18 protein-coding genes and 2 pseudogenes are annotated in these 17067 nt (G+C 65.3%); 15 read left to right on the forward strand and 5 right to left on the reverse strand.

Going from position 1 to position 17067, the window contains the following annotated elements:
- Positions 1 to 153: 153 nt before the first annotated feature.
- Positions 154 to 1158, forward strand: a complete 1005-nt coding sequence (locus tag ACIHFD_RS36165; protein ID WP_397370795.1) for a LuxR C-terminal-related transcriptional regulator — start codon at positions 154 to 156, stop codon at positions 1156 to 1158.
- 9 nt (positions 1159 to 1167) lie between these two features.
- On the opposite strand, the gene ACIHFD_RS36170 is transcribed toward ACIHFD_RS36165, so the two are convergent.
- Positions 1168 to 1446, reverse strand: coding sequence for a hypothetical protein (locus tag ACIHFD_RS36170; protein WP_397370796.1), 279 nt, complete (start codon positions 1444 to 1446; stop codon positions 1168 to 1170).
- Positions 1447 to 1826: 380 nt separating this feature from the next.
- Between ACIHFD_RS36170 and ACIHFD_RS36175 the strand changes: the two genes are divergently transcribed.
- From ACIHFD_RS36175 to ACIHFD_RS36235, 13 genes and pseudogenes are all read left to right on the forward strand, one after another.
- Positions 1827 to 2615, forward strand: a complete 789-nt coding sequence (locus tag ACIHFD_RS36175) for a hypothetical protein (protein ID WP_397370797.1) — start codon at positions 1827 to 1829, stop codon at positions 2613 to 2615.
- 196 nt (positions 2616 to 2811) lie between these two features.
- Complete coding sequence (locus ACIHFD_RS36180) at positions 2812 to 4017, forward strand: M16 family metallopeptidase (protein ID WP_397370798.1); 1206 nt, start codon at positions 2812 to 2814, stop codon at positions 4015 to 4017.
- On the forward strand, positions 4014 to 4811 hold the full coding sequence (locus tag ACIHFD_RS36185) for a hypothetical protein (protein WP_397370799.1): 798 nt from the start codon (positions 4014 to 4016) through the stop codon (positions 4809 to 4811). Before ACIHFD_RS36180 ends, ACIHFD_RS36185 begins: the two co-directional genes overlap by 4 nt.
- Positions 4808 to 5902: a hypothetical protein gene (locus tag ACIHFD_RS36190; protein ID WP_397370800.1), complete on the forward strand. Its 1095-nt coding sequence runs from the start codon at positions 4808 to 4810 to the stop codon at positions 5900 to 5902. The genes ACIHFD_RS36185 and ACIHFD_RS36190 overlap by 4 nt, the downstream gene beginning before the upstream one ends.
- A gap of 62 nt (positions 5903 to 5964) precedes the next feature.
- The gene (locus tag ACIHFD_RS36195; RefSeq protein ID WP_397370801.1) at positions 5965 to 6876 is read left to right on the forward strand and encodes an ATP-binding cassette domain-containing protein; all 912 of its coding nucleotides are present in this window, start codon (positions 5965 to 5967) and stop codon (positions 6874 to 6876) included.
- Positions 6873 to 7643 (forward strand): ABC transporter permease, encoded by a 771-nt coding sequence (locus ACIHFD_RS36200; RefSeq protein WP_397370802.1) that lies wholly within the window; start codon positions 6873 to 6875, stop codon positions 7641 to 7643. The genes ACIHFD_RS36195 and ACIHFD_RS36200 overlap by 4 nt, the downstream gene beginning before the upstream one ends.
- A gap of 44 nt (positions 7644 to 7687) precedes the next feature.
- Positions 7688 to 8434: an ABC transporter permease gene (locus ACIHFD_RS36205; protein ID WP_397370803.1), complete on the forward strand. Its 747-nt coding sequence runs from the start codon at positions 7688 to 7690 to the stop codon at positions 8432 to 8434.
- A gap of 76 nt (positions 8435 to 8510) precedes the next feature.
- On the forward strand, positions 8511 to 8960 hold the full coding sequence (locus ACIHFD_RS36210) for a cytochrome P450 (RefSeq protein WP_397370804.1): 450 nt from the start codon (positions 8511 to 8513) through the stop codon (positions 8958 to 8960).
- The gene (locus ACIHFD_RS36215) at positions 8954 to 9148 is read left to right on the forward strand and encodes a TetR/AcrR family transcriptional regulator (protein WP_397370806.1); all 195 of its coding nucleotides are present in this window, start codon (positions 8954 to 8956) and stop codon (positions 9146 to 9148) included. The genes ACIHFD_RS36210 and ACIHFD_RS36215 overlap by 7 nt, the downstream gene beginning before the upstream one ends.
- Before the next feature lie 426 nt (positions 9149 to 9574).
- A complete protein-coding gene (locus ACIHFD_RS36220) occupies positions 9575 to 10984 on the forward strand; it encodes a hypothetical protein (RefSeq protein ID WP_397370807.1) in 1410 nt (469 codons plus the stop codon).
- 401 nt (positions 10985 to 11385) lie between these two features.
- Positions 11386 to 12120 (forward strand): LuxR C-terminal-related transcriptional regulator, encoded by a 735-nt coding sequence (locus ACIHFD_RS36225; protein WP_397370808.1) that lies wholly within the window; start codon positions 11386 to 11388, stop codon positions 12118 to 12120.
- 431 nt (positions 12121 to 12551) lie between these two features.
- Positions 12552 to 12977 (forward strand): hypothetical protein, encoded by a 426-nt coding sequence (locus ACIHFD_RS36230; protein ID WP_397370809.1) that lies wholly within the window; start codon positions 12552 to 12554, stop codon positions 12975 to 12977.
- 225 nt (positions 12978 to 13202) lie between these two features.
- Positions 13203 to 14266 (forward strand): annotated as a pseudogene (locus ACIHFD_RS36235) (IS110 family transposase).
- Between the two features lie 187 nt (positions 14267 to 14453).
- Here the strand turns inward: ACIHFD_RS36235 and ACIHFD_RS36240 are convergent.
- Positions 14454 to 14905: pseudogene (locus tag ACIHFD_RS36240) on the reverse strand (transposase family protein); the annotation flags it as partial.
- A 491-nt stretch (positions 14906 to 15396) separates the two neighbouring features.
- Between ACIHFD_RS36240 and ACIHFD_RS36245 the strand changes: the two are divergent.
- Positions 15397 to 15858, forward strand: coding sequence for a hypothetical protein (locus tag ACIHFD_RS36245; protein WP_397370810.1), 462 nt, complete (start codon positions 15397 to 15399; stop codon positions 15856 to 15858).
- Here the strand turns inward: ACIHFD_RS36245 and ACIHFD_RS36250 are convergent.
- The 3 genes from ACIHFD_RS36250 to ACIHFD_RS36260 all read right to left on the reverse strand — a co-directional run bounded on the left by ACIHFD_RS36250 (position 15815) and on the right by ACIHFD_RS36260 (position 16862).
- Positions 15815 to 16147: a DUF4158 domain-containing protein gene (locus ACIHFD_RS36250; protein WP_397370811.1), complete on the reverse strand. Its 333-nt coding sequence runs from the start codon at positions 16145 to 16147 to the stop codon at positions 15815 to 15817. The genes ACIHFD_RS36245 and ACIHFD_RS36250 overlap by 44 nt on opposite strands.
- Before the next feature lie 169 nt (positions 16148 to 16316).
- A complete protein-coding gene (locus tag ACIHFD_RS36255) occupies positions 16317 to 16451 on the reverse strand; it encodes a hypothetical protein (protein ID WP_397370813.1) in 135 nt (44 codons plus the stop codon).
- Positions 16452 to 16547: 96 nt separating this feature from the next.
- A complete protein-coding gene (locus tag ACIHFD_RS36260) occupies positions 16548 to 16862 on the reverse strand; it encodes a hypothetical protein (RefSeq protein ID WP_355210923.1) in 315 nt (104 codons plus the stop codon).
- Between the last annotated feature and the right edge of the window lie 205 nt (positions 16863 to 17067).

Consider the following 17067-nt stretch of genomic DNA (forward strand, 5'->3'; position numbering starts at 1 on the left):
CCAAGTCCACCTACCTGGGGATCCTCATGGCCGTTGACAGTTGTCTTCGAACCTCACCGGCTCGCTGCGGTGAGATACCGGCGATATACCCCCTCCTGCTAGACAGGCTAGACGCACGATGTGACCGGCCCCGCGAAAGGGCAAGGAGGACCTGTGTTCGAGGTCTTGGGGTTCAATGACCTGGCCGAGGCGGTGTACCTCGCCATGCTCGAGCACCCTCAAGCCGGCGTTGAGGATTTGGTAGGGATCCTGGACACGAAAGAACATCTTGTTCGTCAGGCACTGGATGACCTGGCGCGTATGTCCCTCCTGCGGATGTCGATGACCGACCCCGGAGTGTTCGCCCCGGTCAACCCCAAGACCGGGCTCGAGGCTCTGCTGGCCCGGCAGAAGGCAGAGATCGCCAAGCGGCAGCAGGAGTTCGAGGAGAGCAGGGCATCTCTCGCGATGCTCCTGGACATGTACGCCGGCAGCCGGGTGAATAAGTCCGAGGCCGGAGTGAAACGGATCGAGGGAGTCGAGGCCATCAGGGCCAGACTCCGCGAATTGGCCGAGACCTGCGAGTGGGAGGCGGCGTCACTCATGTACGGCGGCGCCCAGTCGGAGGCGAGCATGACGGCGAGCAGACCTCTGGACAAAGACGCGGTCGACCGAGGAGTACGGCTGCGGACCGTCTATATGGACAGCGTGCGCAACGATCCCCTGACGTGTTCCTACGCCGAATGGCTCTGCGAGATCGGGAGCGAGGTGCGCACAACTCCCGTCCTCCCCATGCGTATGCTCATCGTGGACCGGCGGATCGCGGTGGTCCCGGTCATCGTGGACAAGGCGAACGCCGCCGCGCTGGAGGTCTCCAATCCCGGTCTGCTCACCGCGCTGCTCGCCCTGTTCAGCTTCGTGTGGAAGCACGCTGTGCCCCTTGGCGCGCAGCGGCAGTGGCGGGACGACAAAGGGCTGACCCCTCAGGAGAAGCAGGTGCTGCGACTGCTCGGTCTGGGCCAGACCGATGAGGCGGTCGCCAAGCGGCTCGGGGTTTCGGTGCGCACTGTCCGGCGCGTCGTAGCCGCCCTCCTCGAGAGGCTGGCGGCGCAGAGCCGGTTCCAGGCCGGCGCACGAGCGCTTGCTCTGGGCTGGATCGAGGAAGATGACCTTGAATAGGTCGCCCCATCAGAGCACGGTCGTCAGCCGAATCATCCAGACCACATGCTGCGGTACGACTGCGGCCAGCGCACGACGGCATAATTGCTCAGCCTTGGCATGCGCCTCTTTCTGACCCGCGGCACTGAGATACAGGACCAGGGTGAACAGGCCCTCCTGCACCTGCAGAAAAATATGCTCCAAGTGATCGCTCGTGACGGCTGAATCTTTGAACGCGGTCCGTAGAGCAGCTTCGGATGCTCGCCAATCTGGCGTGTCTACAATGATAAGAACGCATTCCATGATCACGCCGTCAGATCCGGCCGCTGCTCCGTCACGCTCTCAATAGAACCCGGTTACTGCCTCCGTTGACAGTGGTTATTTCCTGCCACGGGCGATCGCTGTCCTCTACCTGCCGACATCACGCGCAACGGATATTGCTGCCATGCAGCAAGCTGCCAGGCACAACCGCTGACGAAAGCGATGCCGCCGGGTGATACTGGCTCCATGGATCAAGGAGGCCGTAGGGGCCGCAGAATTTCCCTCGGATTCGGCTGGGACGACCGATGACTGCCGCGTGGCCCACTGACGGGTTGCTCGGAATAACGACGCGTACCCGGAGAAAAGCATGTGACCATGAGCGTTCACGAATCACAGGATCCGCTTCGCTGGAGACATCACTGTTGCTCGTGAAACCCGACGGTCTCGCCGACCCGAAGGTCCGCGCGGATGTCATGGCGGAGGTCGCTTGCGCGGAGCTGCAGGTGCAGGTCGCTCGCGAGATCATCCTGGAGCGCGACCAGGTCGATCAGATGTGGCCCGACGTCACGCATGGAAAACAACCGATCACCAAAAACCTCCTGGCACGCTATCTACGCAGCGGCCCCCTTTACCTGCTCGTAGTCGAGGGTGTCGACGCCGTGGCCAAGTGTCTGGCCATCAAGCAACGAATCAGGCGCCACCACGCCCGCGGTGCGTTCGCGAATTGCCTTCATTCGCCGAGTGACCGGATCGAGGTTGAGTCCAACTTACACCTTTTCGGGGTCAAAGCGGAGGGACTCGCAGGCCGAGGTGCCGTGTATCCGGTCAAGCTCCTCCCGCCTATATGGGGAAGGCTTGCCTCGCTTTCCGATGACGAACTGGCGACTGTCGCAGAACAGCTCTGGCAAAAAGCTGTGGCATGTAGTTGGCGTGGGCTGTGGTCCGATCCCAAGATATCCCACCTCACGCGGTTGGTCCTTCACCAGGACAAGCGGACCACGCTGGAATATGCCGCGTCCTGCCTCTGTGAACTCTTCGATGACATGGCGCCCATCGAGGCACTGAGCGCGGTCTGGGAGGTTGAGAGGGCGGGTCGGCTCGTCCTGCGGAGGGGCCTCCATGCTGAGATCGGCATGTGGGCGGCGATTTTGGCTGAATGGGGCCTCAAGGTGACATCGGAGTTTTCGGGTGACGCCCACCCGGACTGCTTGGTCTGACTTTCCCCATCCTGACGACACCCAACAAGGAAGGGAGGTGCACCATGCGCAAGATGGACGCAGCGCTTCGGCCCCGGCTGGAGAAGGTCAAGAAGAAGACGATCCGTTAGAGGGATGTCCTGCGATTGCGCCGCTTTGCTCACCGGCTCGGCGGCGCCGTCCCTCGCCCCATTCCCTATCTCATGCGGAGGGCTGTATGTACGCGCCCAAGAAAGCCACGGAATGTGACCTCACGATTCTCCCCCTCCTCGATCCACGTCTCAAGACCACCAGCATGTGCCTGAGCGTGTCCTATGGGTCGAGGCATGACCCGGAGGGCCATGGAGGTCTAGCGCATCTTCTCGAGCACCTGCTCATGTCGGCACCGGTCGGTGATGGACCATCCTTGTGTGAGCGAGTGGTGCGGCTCGGCGGCTACGCCAACGCCGAGACCGGCTTGGAGCAGATGCTCTTCTTCGCACAGGTCCACGCCGACGACACCGATGCGCTGGCTGATGTGCTCTGCCGCGCGGTGCTCACGCCCCAGTTGACCTTCGATGCACTCGACTCCGAGCGTGACGTCGTTCTCCAGGAACTGATCGGCGCCGAGGCGGATGCGAAGGATGTTGTTCAGGATGCGATCCTCGCCGCCCTGTTCGCCGGCCATCCCTTGGGGCGGCCGGTCGGCGGGACGCAGACCGAGGTCCGCGCCATCGGCCTGCGCGACTTGATCGACCACTACACCACGGAGTTCCTATCGAAACCGATGACGCTCGTCGTCGTAGGGCCGCGGATGCCTACGCTCGACACGGGTTCCTACCGAGGCGCGGTTGTTCCGTGGAGAGCACACCGGCCAGTGGAGCTGGGCTCTGTCGTCGAGCAGTCGCCATCTTGGCCTGCTGAATACGCCTGGGTATGTCTCGGAGCTCGGTCACCGGCTCGGGATGCGCCCTCCCGCCCGGCCTATGACCTGTTGGCGGCCCTGCTGGACGCCAATGCCGCGTCTCTGTTGTATCGGCGGCTGCGCAACGAGCATGGCCTGGCCTACGACTTCTATACCTGGGATCGGGGTTACACCGAGTCCGGCGCGTGGAGGGTGCTGGTCGGGGTGGAACCAGGCAACGGCGATCGGGTCATCGACGTCGTGCGGACGGCCCTGGCGGAAATTGCCCAGAGCGGCCCGACCGACGTTGACCTGGAGGTCGCTCGGCGACGGGCCGAAGTGGGTCTGATGCGGGATTCCGACAGCCCTTTCGAACTCGCTCAGCTTGTCGGCGCTCATGCTAACGGAGGAACCACGTGGTCGCCGGAGCGGGATCTGGCCGCGCTACAGGCGGTATCAGCCAGCGCCGTGGCCGAGGCCGCCGACGACGTCCTGCGAAATCTGGTCACAGTGGTCAGGCCCAAGGGGAGAATACGGTGAGCCCGCTCGATTCCTATCTGAGATCCGCTGACGCGGCGCAGCTGCTGTACGTCATGGATGGACGACCGTATGTTGCCGGCGAGTTCGTCGACGGCATCACCGGTGACCGCCACTGCCTGGTGGAGTACTGTGACCCCGCCCTGCTTTCCACCGCCCAGAGTGTGCGGTCGTTACGCGATGCGCTGAGCGGGAGCTTCACCGATGCCGACGTGCTGACCATCCGGGTGCGGACACCGGTCGATCTTCCTCCGCCGTGGGAGCGAGCGGTGACCTATGTGCGGTTGACCGACTCATCCACCCAACCGATCCATCAGGCGAAGGTGTCGATCGTCGAGGCGACCTCCGACTACATGCGGCTTATTGAAGACTGGCTGGTCCGGGCCTTTCAGACGGGCTACGAGAAGCAGGGGCGTGCGGCGCGGCTGGACGCGGCGCGGCGCGCCGCTCGAACCATCCTTGAGTCCGTCGACCGGCGTTCCTACGTGGCGATCGCCGGTGGCGTTCCCGTCGGCCATGCCACCCTGCTCACGCGCATGCGCGATGAGGTGACCGATGAGGAGTACGCGGATTTCGTGGACATGTTCGTGGAACCGGGCCCGTCCGCGAAGGACGCACGGGACGGTCTCCTCAGTGCCGTGATCACGCTCGCCGGTAAAACGGGGATGGAGCTGGTCGGCAACGTCGTCCATCAGAAGGCCGCAACCGCCACCATGGAGCATGGCCGGCGGGTCCTTGAATCGCTGTGGCGCAAAGGATGGCAGGTCGACCACGTCGACTGGCGGTTGGCGCCGTGATGCAGGAGATGCGGATAGACACGGACCTGCTGGGCAGGTTGCTGGACGTACCGGAGAACCCCGAGGAAGGGGCCGACTGGGCCTTGGTGCGAGCTGCTCGGGTACGCAGCTGGTCGCTGCCGGCCCTGCCCCTTTCGGCCTTGGAAAACGAGGGACATCAGCTGGGGACCGGCTCCCGCGACGAGCTTCGCCGGATCAGGGATCGACGCGGCACGTACGCAGGAATCCTGGTCGACGTGATCACGGCCGAACCGGCGACGCGGGTCATCAAAGGCTTGGCTTTGGCCGAGCTCTACCCGGCGGGTCTCGTCCGGCCAGTCGGGGACCTCGACCTCTTCGTGCCTGACGAGGCGGCACTGTGGCGGGTGGTCGGCGCCGTCGTCGCACGCCATCCAGTCCAGGAGATTGGTGTGTCTCTGTACGGCCGCACGGATCGCCACATGCTCGTGTCGCTGCTGTGGCCGGCAGCGGATCCCGCGCTTGAGCCGTCGCTCAAGGTGGAGGTCTGTACTGCGGTGTTCGCCGGAAACCGACGCGACGTCGGAACCCGAGCGACCGTGCCCGAGCACCCGGTGATCGCCAACCTGCTGGCAGTGGCCGAAGAGCGATTTCAACGGCCTTTCGAGATCAAGGACGTCGTCGATGTCATCGTTGCCGATCGTCATTGCACGGGACTCATCGACCAGATCGCTGCGGCGGCCGGACAATTCCATCTCGCCCCGGAGCTGTCGGAACTCCTCGACTTGACACGGCGCCATGCGGAGATCGGCCCGCTCGGCGAAGTGGCCGACTCCCTGCATGACGCGGTCGTCCGAGAGCGGCGGCGTCGCCGAGAGTGGACGCAGCCGCTTGTGCCGACCGGCGTCGGCGAGCCAGCACGAGCCCTGATGGCCGGGCGCCCCGTCGGCGGCCTCCTCCTGGAGGAGCAAAGGTGGCATGCAGACATGCGGGAGTCCCTCCTTCACCCGTTCGACGAGGGCTGCCTGCTGCGAACGCCGGTGGGCACGTACCTCCTGGTCGATCACGAGATCGTGACCCACGAGCTGTACGAACGTGCACTCGTGGAACTGGAGCGGTTGGAGCGCGGGTGAGCGGAGGACGAAAGGCAGCCGTTTCCGCCGCCCCGGCTGTCGTGCTGGACAGCCTCACGCGCGTGTATGAGAGAAAGGGCCACCCTGCACGTGCCGCCCTGGACAGGGTCGATCTCCGGATCGACACGTGCGAAGTGCACGGGCTGCTCGGACCCAACGGTGCGGGGAAGACGACACTGTGCAAGATCCTTTCCACCGTGCTTCTGCCGACGTCCGGATCGGCCCAGATCCTGGGCCACGACGTGGTCGCGGACACCAGTACGGTGCGGAGTCTGATCGGGATCGTCCTCGGCGGGGAACGCGGGCTGTACGGCCGCCTCACCGCGCGCCAGAACCTGGTCTACTGGTCGGCGCTCTATCGGCAGCCGACGAACGCCGGCAAGGCCAGAGCCAGCGCACTGCTGGAAAGAGTCGGTCTGGCTGACCGCGCCGACGAACGTGTCGAGACCTTCTCCCGCGGTATGAAGCAGCGACTCCATCTCGCCCGCGGCATCGTCGGAGATCCGCAGCTGGTGATCCTGGACGAGCCGACCGTCGGTCTGGACCCGGTAGCAGCGCACGATTTCCGCGGACTCGTGCGAGAGCTTCGCGCCGAAGGCCGAACGATATTGGTGACGACTCATGACATGGCCGAGGCGGAGGCCATCTGCGACCGTGTTTCATTGATCGACAGCGGACGGCTGATCCTCACCGAAGATCCACGCGCCATCGGCAGCCGGCTCACGACGTTTGAACGGGTCGTTGCACAGAGGGTTCCCCGGCGTGCCATCGCGGCTGTTCGGGGACTGCCGGGCGTCACGTCCGTCACCGAGACCGCGAACACCGTAACGATCGAAACGGGGGCCGAGGGGACGGCGCACGCGGTGCTAGCGGTCCTGGTGAACGCCGGTGTGAGCGCTGTGACCACGGATCGCCCCTCTCTCGAGGAGGTCTACATGAAACTCATCGGCGACCGTGGGCCCAACGTCACATGATCAAAATCTTCCTGGCGGCGGCACGTTTCCAAGCCCTCCTTCTCCGCGCCGCCCTCGCCGACCTCGCTCCGCTGCTGACCGTTCCCATTTTCGCCCTCATCCTGCTCGCAGTCATGATGGACGCGGGCAGAGCCGACCTTGCGCCGTACGCGATCGTGGGAGCGACGGTGGTGGCCGTCTGGAACATGGCACTCAACGTGTCCGGAGGCCTGATCGAGTCGGAGCGGCGCTGCGGAACGCTCGAGGCGAGCATCTCCGTACCCGCGCCGCTGACCGTCGTCATCCTCGGCCGGACCACGACCATCACGCTGATCAGTATGTTCGCCCTCGCGGAAAGCCTCCTCGTGGCCAGGCTCGGCTTCGACGTCGCCGTGAGCGTTCCGCATCCGGGATTGCTCGCCGCCGCGATCGCGGCGACCGTGCTTGCGATGGTCGGCACCGCGACCGCTCTTGCTGGGATGTTCGTCCTGGCGAGATCAGCACGTACCTTTCAAAACTCGGTGTCCTATCCGTTCTTCCTGCTCAGCGGCGCGGTCGTGCCGCCAGCTTTCCTTCCGGAATGGCTCCAGCCGGCCACCAAGCTCGTCTTCCTCTCGTGGTCGACGGATCTGGTCCGTGACAGCCTGCGACCCGGGCCGATCACCGACGCCTTTCCTCGTCTCCTCGTCCTTCTCGCTCTCGGTGCGGTGGGTTACGGCGTTGGCGCGTGGATGCTGACAAGGATTCTCAGGAGGGTGCGGACCACCGGGGCGGTGAACTACACGTGATACGTGACCATGCGCGAGTCCTGCGATACGCGACCATCAGCGCGATGGCCGACTTCCGATCGATCTACACCTGGAAGACGTGGTCGTTCGCCTGGCTTTCGCGGATCCTGTGCCAGGTCACGTTCTTCTCTCTCATCGGTCGGCTCTTCGATGATCCGCTACGTGTCCAGTTTCTGCTCGTCGGCAACGCCGTCCATATCGTCGCTCTGGCGGCGATGCTGGTGTGCGCCTCTACTGCCTGGGAACGGCAAGCCGGCACGCTGCCGCTTCTTGTAGCTTCTCCCGCGCATCCATTCCCGGTCTTTGTCGGGCGAAGCGTTCAATGGCTGCTGGACGGCACGGCGTGCGCAACGATATCCCTGTTTCTTCTCGGCCCGTTGTTCGGCCTGAACATCCTTCTGCCCGGTGGGCTGCTTGTCATCCCGTTGATATTCCTGGTCGGATTGAGTGTTTACAGCTTCGGGCTCGTGCTGGCCGGGCTGGCGCTTCGAAAGACCGAGCTTAGAAATATCATCGGCACCATCGGCAATCTCTCACTGATGGCGATATGCGGCGTGCAGGTGCCAACATCGTTCTGGCCGGAACCGATCCAATTTGCCGCCCATATCCTGCCGCTCACGCACGGGCTCGCCGCTATCCGGGGCGTGCTGGCCGGCTTTCCCCCCGACAGGATCGTCATCGAGGTCGCGTTGGAGGTCGGCGTCGGTCTGACCTGGCTGCTGGTCGCCAGTCTGGTGTTCCAACGGCTGGTGGAAGGTGGGCGGAAAGGCAATTCCCTATTCGCCGACTAGCCGGCGCCCCACATGAACGCGGAGCCCTTCAGCAACTGCTTCAAGGGTGCGGGCTCTTCTGGCGGCGGGCCTCCGCATGCGCCACCTCTCCAGATCAGCGCAGGCGGAAGCCCGCTCAACCACGGTACGAATCGACGGCTGCGAAGATCCGCGAGGAGAGCGCAGCAGGCGGAGGCATTTCCCACCCGGGGTGGAAGGCAGAGCAGCACCAGGAGAGGGAATCGTGGCCGGTACCTGCCGGGAAGGTTCACGTCCAGGGAGATGGTGTGCGGGTCATCTAGCCCATGTTGTGGTACGGGAAAGATCCACGTTTGACATCACGCGGGGAGCTCCTGGTCATGTCGCCTTCGGCCATGGGGGGCACCACTGTCTGGGGGCGCCGCTGGCGCGGATGGAGATGCGCATCGCGTTCCCGGCCCTGCTCAAGCGCTTCCCCAGCCTCGCGCTGACCGACCCGGACGAGCAGGCCGACTTCCGGGTCTTCAGTGCCGTGTACGACCTGCACTCGCTACAGGTGACATGGTGAGAGCCGACACCGCCCGCAACCATCAGCGGATCGTCGGTGTCGCTGTCGCGGCGCTCGAGGAGATAGGGCCGGAGACGACGCTGCAGCAGATTGCCGAGCAGGCGAGGGTGAGCGTCACGACGCTCTACCGCCGCTTCGGCAACCGCGACCCGCCGCCACAGGGCCATGTCCGGGGCAACCGAGCATGAGCGTGGTGAGGTGCCCAGCCATGCGACATCATCTCGCCGGGAAGAGCCGTGATCAACGCGGGCAGACAGCTCAGCTCTGCGGCTGGTGTTGCCGAAGACGGCGATATACCGGAGACATACCGCCTATCCCTAACGTGTTGCCTTATGTCGAAATATGGGAACGGAGTATTTTCGCCATGGAGCACTTTCGCGAGTGGATGATCAATGGACTGGTGGCGGCCGCGAGGACCGCTTGTATGGCCGGGAAGATCGCTTAGGCCCCTCATGACCATAGACTTCATCAAGCTCGCGAGGCGGCTTGGTCCCGACTTGGCCAAGTCCGCCTATCTCCTCACCGAAGATGAGCAGAAGGCCCTTTCCCTGGTACGGCATGCTCTCGTCGCAGTCGGGAGTCGCTGGCGCGGGATCCCTTCCGCGCCCGCGACGATGGCCAAGCTGGCGCTCTACCGGAAGGCCATGGCTGACGGCGTGTCGGTGGATCGCGTGGCCTCGGTGGTGTTCGATCACGATCACGTGTCATCCGACGACCTTCCGTTTCCTTTCTCGCTCGGCCGTGATCGGCTGTCCCTCGACGACCTCCCTCCCGACCCACCGGTCATCGACCTCTCCGGCACCATCCGTTCAGCCAGCCGAGCCGTACGGACGAAAAAGCGCTTCCGTGTCGGAGTCGCCCTGGCCGTCGTCGCCGTAGCGGTGGCGGGCTACCTGGGGATTCGGCAGGCGAACCAGGATCCGGCAATCGTCGCCTCGGGCACATTTGCCTTCACCAAGGACGGCGAACTGCGGACCGAGGTTGACAAAGGCCTGATGGACGCCGCTATGGACTCCCCCAGCACGTTCACCATGACGTTTGCATTGCCGCGCGGTGAGTGGAAAGCCTGGGAGCCGCCGCAGACAACGGCCCCGATTCGGTATGCTATGGCCGCCAGTTGCCCGCTCGACCTGGACGCCGCCCCCGGGTTCGAGGACAAGGACAAGGCCGGTGACGTGCTCTGCGCTGGGTGGGGTCTGGTGTTCCGCACCACCCTGGAGTGGTCCGCAAATATCAGCAATGAGACCTGTGGCTCCTACCCGGAGTGCCGCGGCAGCTCCTTGATCCCCAACGCGGCGGTGCAGGTCCTGAGTGAGGACGCCAACGGCGGGGCGGCGTTGACCTGGCACCCGTCCGTGGCGATCAGCGGGGACGGCAACAAGGTCGCCTATCTGGACGTGCTCCGGCGTCGCTGGGTCGTCGCGGATCTGAGCACCAGGCAGATCCGCGACATCACGCCCGAACTCACCGCCGCGCAGCTCGCCAATTACTCGACGCCGATGTTCTCTTCAGACGGCGAGTACATCGCCGTCCGCGTCACCGCGCAGGGCGAGACATACTTCACCGACCTGGGGGCCGGTCGGACCACGCCCATCCGCCACGCTTGCGACAGCATGCTCTGGGTCACCGGTGAAGGCGTCAGCTGCCACACGAACAGCGCGCCCCCGGCCTTCACCTTCCACCCCAACGGCAGCCAAACCGCCATGTCGGGGCCCACGGTACCGGGCATCCTTCCCTCCCCCGACGGGAAACTCCGCGCCGACGACTACGGCGGCCCGATCAGGGTGGCCGACGCGGCCACCGGCGACGTGGTGGCCACCCACGAGCCGAAGATGCCATGGGGGCAGACCTTCACCGATCTGCTCGGCTGGGTGGACAACAATCATCTCCTCATCCACATCGCCGCCTCCAAGGGCGTCCGCTACGGCTACTTCTCCCTCGACGCCCGAACTGGCGCCATCGAACCTCTGCACCTCCCCGCCAACCTCAACCCTGACCTCGCCGTCTTCGGCTCCCTCGTTTGATCTGGCATCCTTGCAATACGGTGCCAACGCGGCGATCCGTGGACACCAGTCCATCCCCGAGCCGCGAGATCCCCGCCCAGGACGGTGACACCGTGGTTGTCTGGACCCCTCGTGTTTCGCACTTTTGGACGATCACGTTTCGGCTCCACGAGCGGATGCCGTTGTCGGAGAGCAGGGATACGAAGCGGTGCCGTAGCTTCTCATAGCGGGGAGCGGGTCAGCGCGAAGAGAGCCGTAGCGAAAGAAAGCACCGCCATGCCCAGCAGGACGTAGCCGACCAGGGCGAGCTGAGCCCACCACCGACCCTCACCAAGATCCGAACCCCAAACAGCTCCTAGTCTAGGCGGGTCAGTTCCCGCGCGTGATGTGCCGGGTCGTGGCCGGTTTCTACGCTCTGGCGTGTGTTCAGAAGTGTGATCGCGGTCCTCCTAGCGCTGGTGGCCCTGCTTGCCTGGGCTGGGCCCGCGGCGGCGCACGGGCGCAGCGGGGAGGCCGATGTGCGCTTCGCCCAGACGATCGGCGGCATGGAGATCACTGTCGGGGTCCGGGCGAGCCTACGGGTGCCCGCTCCGCTGCAGGTGGGCGTGGTCGCGCACACACCTGGCCGGGGCGGCCGGATCAATCTGGCGATCAGGTCCGTCGAGGGCGGTGGTTCCTCGTCCGGCACGGTACGCGTCGAGGCGGGCAGGCCCGGGGTGTACCCGGTGATGCTTCCTGTGGATCGGGTGGGCCCGCCCGAGTTGGAGGGGTCGGTGCTGCCGCTGGCCGTGCTGGTGTCGCGGACGCCGCTGTGGGAGGTGGTCGCGAACGCGGCCTTCGCGTGCGTGGCGGCGGCGCTGATCGGCGTGCTGGCGCCCGAGGCGACCACGCGGATGATCGAGGCGCTACAGCCCCTACTGCCCACCGACGAGGACCGAGCGCTGCAGGCGGCGGCCGACCGGCTCACCGAGCGCGAACGCCAGGTGTGCGAGCTCATCGCCCAGGGCCTGTCGGACGACGAGATCGCGCACCGGCTCTTCATCAGCCGCTACACCGTCAAGGTGCACGTCTCGAGCATCCTGACCAAGCTCGACCTGCCGGACCGCGTCCACGTGCTGATCTCCTGGTCCCGCCTGCGCGGGCCCCGCCTGCCATGACCGCATCTTCGACCAGTTCCGGCAGCCTCGCGGGGTGCCTGGCTCGCCGTCACCGCCCGCAGCAACAGGTCAAAAGCCGACCAGGACCCCTCCACCTGGCGACCGCCCTACGGGCCCGCGCGCTGCAGGTATGCCGCCGAGTGGACCGCGATCAAGATCCGCTGGCAGCTGACCATCGACCGCGCAGAGCAGCAGGCCCTGACTGACCTTGCGGACGCCTGCCCCGACCAACGCCTACCCGCGACGGACGACCAGCGCTGATTCACCGCTGACCGGGAAACGGGTCACGTGGCCGGTCAGAACATACCGCCGTTATACCGCCTCTCCTTACCATTCGGACAGCGAGTCAACCGCCACGAGAAGGCGTTATGCGACTGGCCAACATCGGGGACGTCTTTCGTTGGACTCGGCCTTGACGCAGGCTCCGTTTCGTGCGGTATCAGGATCTTTCCGGACGTAAGGAAATCATGATGAAGAATCTACTCAAGGCCGCTGCGGTCGGCGCTGCCTTGATCGCATCAAGTGCTGCGATGGCACAGCCGGCGATGGCGAGTGACCTCTCGTGGACCTTTAGCGACGGCGTCATCTCCTATAACGACAGCACGAACAAGTTCTGCGTGCGGGCGTACGACTCCGAGGGCGCCCGACAGGTTTCAGCGACGATTACTCCCACGGGCGGCGGTAGGTCGGTCACTGTCACGGACAAGAACGACTTCTACGGTCACTCGGGCGGCACATGCATATACCTGAACAGCAGCTACGTCCCGGAGAACACCAGCCTCAGTGTGAGCGCCAAGTCGTACTGGGGCGAGCGCGGCACTTGGGTGGGGCGCGGGAGCAGGACAATCACCACCTGACAGAGATGATGTAGGTGAGCACCTCCCGTCAGTCCTGACCCACCCCCTGACTGACCTCGGGTCTTCAACGGGATCTGTCGGTCTGAGCGGGAGGTGCTTACCTGCACAACCGGACGTGGCGTTGTGACCTCATAGGAGCCTGGCCAGAGGCCCCTTCTCTGTCTTGTCCGCGTTGCCCGGCCGGTGCGTGCCGCCCTGCCCACCGGTCAAGAGCACAGGACGACGATGCCCTCCATTACACCCGACACCACCGCGATCGACGAAGTCGCCGGCGGTGTCGACACCCACCAAGACACCCACACCGCAGCCGTGATCGACCAGGTCGGCCGCGTGCTGGGCACCGAGCAGTTCCCCGCCGATCCCACCGGATACGCCGCGCTTCTCACCTGGATGAAGTCGTTCGGCACCGTGACGGTCGTGGGCATCGAAGGGACCGGCGCCTACGGTGCCGGGCTGGCCCGCTACCTGCTCCGCCAGGAGATGAACCTGACCGAGGTCGACCGGCCCGACCGCAAGACCCGCCGTTTCCACGGCAAGTCCGACCCGATCGACGCGATCGCCGCGGCCAAGGCGGCGCTGGCCGGCGACCGGACCGGCACGCCCAAGCAGCGCGACGGCCGGGTGGAAGCCCTGCGCTGCCTGCGGATCGCCCGCCGCTCGGCCGTCAACCAGCGCGCCGACACCCAGCGCCAGATCAAAGCCCTCATCGTCACCGCCCCCGACGACCTGCGCACCCAACTGCGCGGCCTGTCCATCAAGAAGCTCATCGCGACCTGCGTCCCGACCACACGCACGCCCACGACCCGGTCACCGCGACGATGATCGCACTGCGCTCCCTGACCCGCCGCCACCAGCAGCTCACCACCGAGATCAACGACCTCGACGAGCTGCTGGAACCCCTCGTGGCCGCCATCAACCCCGCCCTGCTCGCCGTCCACGGCCTCGGACCCGACACCGCCGGCCAACTCCTGGTCACCGCCGGGGAGAATCACGACCGGCTCGGCTCAGAAGCCGCCTTCGCCATGCTCTGCGGCGTCGCCCCGATCCCCGCATCGTCCGGCAAGACCCGCCGGCACCGCCTCAACCGCAGCGGCGACCGCCAAGCCAACGCCGCCCTCTACCGCATCGCTGTGGTCCGCCTGCGCTGGGACCCACGCACCCGCGCCTATATGGAACGACGTACCCAAGACGGGCTGTCCAAGAAGGAAATCATCCGCTGCCTCAAGCGCTACATCGCCCGTGAGCTCTACCGCATCATCACCAAGAACGATCATGATCGCCCCGCTTGACATCAATAGGAGCATCCAACCTCCCGGCTCCCCCCGCACGCCGTGCAGGCGCGCGGGGGAGCCAGGCCACGTCGGCTCCGGGGTGACGGTGCGGGCCGAACGCTGGCGTCCACGGCGAGGTCTCCCGCACCGTGGACACCTACCTGGCGGACCCGGACGCTCCCGAGCGCCCCCGCCCCGCCACCGCGCCCAGCACGCGCGGGATCCGCACTGGTGGCAGCGGCGGCCGCATGAGCAGGCGCAGTGCCGTGGACCTGGAGACCGCGAGGGCCAGGACCGCCGAGAGCCGAGCCCCTGCCTGGCCGGCCAGCTCTGTGACCACGGCACCCAGTTGGCCCGTGAGCCGACGAGTTCGACGCTGGTAGCGCTCGAGCAGCCCGGGCACCTGCTCACGAACCGTCTGCCGACCACATTCCCATCCCGGGCAGAGCAGACGCCGTCCCTGTACCGACACCACCACCCGCCGACCGTCGACGGGGAGATCGGCCGCCGTCCGGCTGTAGTAGCCGTGCACCCGCCCGGTCAGCGTCCCGCACACCGGGCACGGTACCGGCTCATCGCGCGTCCTGGCCATGACCCGAATGAGGTCATCCTCGCCCTCCACACCCCGATGACCAGGGCAGACAAACCCGCAAACACCACACCCGTAAGATCGTCGATCTTCGACATGGCCCAGCCTGGCAGCTGATCACTCAGCGCCACCACCGATTACGGGCCAGAGCCGTTGTTCTTACACTCCCGTGCAGGACTCTGCTGGTTAACTCGTTTCAGGCGGTCAGGGCTGGTTCGAGTCGGGCCAGCTGGCTGGTGCGTTTCCGTGCCGGAGAGTGGCCGTTCCACCAGGCGTCCAGGCGGATCAGGTTGACGGCGATGGCGCAGACGACGTGTTCGAGGTCCTTCTTGATACCGCGGTAACGGGCGCGGCGTAGACCGGTGACGGTGACGGCTTGGTGGATGGTGGCGAGCCTTCAGAGAGATATCTGGCCGCTCCACCAGAGCCGGGGTTCGACCCGCGACTTGCTGTGAACATACCACTGCTATACCGCCGGTTTTTAGCATTCTTCGCGGTGCTCTGATCACAGGCGGAGCATCGCGAAGTGTTCTTGTTAACTGACAAAGGATCGAATTTCATGCGGAAGCTCTCCCCCTCGAAAATGCTCGCCACTGTTGTCGGGGTCTCTGCGGCCTTCGCCGTACTGACGCCGGCCACGACCGCCATGGCCTCCACCACCACCGCTTCCTCGAGCGTCTCTTCGGCCGGCTGCAAGGACAAGTGGAGCAAGCTGAACACGAAGGACGGCTTCGTCAGCTACGTCCTGAAGCTCTGCAGCAACGGGTACGGCGAGGCGCGCGGCAGCGTGACGGACACCAAGAGCGACGCCTGGACGACCGTGGTCGAGGTCTCCTTCAAGAAGAGCAACGGCAACGAAATTTACGGCGGGTACAAGGAGGCCGGCCGGAACAAGGGCCACAAGAGCTTCAAATGGTCCACGACCCGCACCAACCTCGACCGGATTACGATCAGGGCCAAGCGCTGCCTGCCGGGCACTATCGTGTGCAACAACACCAAGACCTACACGCTCTACCCCTGATCTGAGGCGTGGCAGTCGGGTCGCCAATGGTTATCAGTTTCGGTGAGAGATGGCCGAGAGCTTTCGGAGTTGTCGGGCCGTGCGTACCTTCGTGCAGCCGAGTAGCCGCCGCGACCGCCGCAGTAAATACCGGATTTGCTGCGGCCGCCGCCAGCGCCGTGCCCAGCTTTGTCTGAATCTGCCTGGCATGCTCCCGGTGCGTCGGCTCCCGTTGCGCATACAGCTTCAAGCATGACGCGTCCGCGATCCCCAGCTGTTCGGCCAGATAGTCGATCACCTCGGTCGGCACCCTGAAGGGGACGAGGCCTTTCAGCTGAAGGGCACGCTGTGGGTCCGGGTGAGCAACCTCCTGCTGGAGGTCCGAAGCAACGACGCCACCGCGGTCGTCCGCCAGACCCTGGACCGCCTGCCCGACGGATAAGGATAAGTGGGCGTTTACGCCTGTCTGATCCCGAGTCTCAGGTGCCGCGCCAGGACGAGGTGGATTCGCCGGTGAGACGGCGGGTCATGACGTCGATCATGACGATGTGGATCACGACTTCGGAGCTCGTGGGCAGGGCCTCGTAGTCGCGGACCAGGCAGCGGTGCAGCATCAGCCGGCCGAGAGTGTTGGGTCGAGTCCGGGCGCGGTGCCTGGATTGCTCCAGGTCCGTTTCCCGGACCCGCCCGCCGAACCCGGCGTGCGACTCTCACCGCACCGGGCTCTCCACGAGGTCATGCCGTCGGGCAGGTGTGGTCAGGGCTGTCGGCCAGGGTGACGGGATCTTGGTGCCTCGATAGCGGTATCGGGTCACCGGAACCGATGCGATCTTGAACAGTTCGACCCCGTCGAAGGCGATGGGTTGCCATCCCCGTGGGGTGCGCAGCCATCGCTGGATGGCTCTCAATGTCATGCGGTTGCGCTGCATCACCCAGTTGATCACTCGCCACCAGATGAAGTTCTGCAGGTGGGAGAAGGTGTGCTTGGCGACCGCGTGCTTGAGGTAGGCCAAGCGCAGCACCACAACCGATCACCATGCCGCTCGCCGGGGCGCCTGGGACACCGCCAGGCCGAGATCGCCCATCATGCCTACGACCTGTGCGGATGAATATTCGGCACCCGCAATGCGTTTACGAGGTCGGTAACGGCGCAGACTGCCTGCGGGGTGGTCACCCGGCGGTCCGTCTTGACCGCGGTCACATAGCCGTAGCCAAGGACACGGATCGCGG

Source organism: Nonomuraea sp. NPDC051941, assembly GCF_044593615.1.

Coding starts and splice junctions, on each gene's coding strand:
- ACIHFD_RS36180 (WP_397370798.1), top strand. CDS start 2,812: ATGTACGCGCCCAAGAAAGCCACGGAATGTGACCTCACGATTCTCCCC.
- ACIHFD_RS36200 (WP_397370802.1), top strand. CDS start 6,873: ATGATCAAAATCTTCCTGGCGGCGGCACGTTTCCAAGCCCTCCTTCTC.
- ACIHFD_RS36205 (WP_397370803.1), top strand. CDS start 7,688: ATGGCCGACTTCCGATCGATCTACACCTGGAAGACGTGGTCGTTCGCC.
- ACIHFD_RS36210 (WP_397370804.1), top strand. CDS start 8,511: ATGCGCCACCTCTCCAGATCAGCGCAGGCGGAAGCCCGCTCAACCACG.
- ACIHFD_RS36215 (WP_397370806.1), top strand. CDS start 8,954: ATGGTGAGAGCCGACACCGCCCGCAACCATCAGCGGATCGTCGGTGTC.
- ACIHFD_RS36220 (WP_397370807.1), top strand. CDS start 9,575: ATGGCCAAGCTGGCGCTCTACCGGAAGGCCATGGCTGACGGCGTGTCG.
- ACIHFD_RS36245 (WP_397370810.1), top strand. CDS start 15,397: ATGCGGAAGCTCTCCCCCTCGAAAATGCTCGCCACTGTTGTCGGGGTC.
- ACIHFD_RS36255 (WP_397370813.1), bottom strand. CDS start 16,451: ATGCTGCACCGCTGCCTGGTCCGCGACTACGAGGCCCTGCCCACGAGC.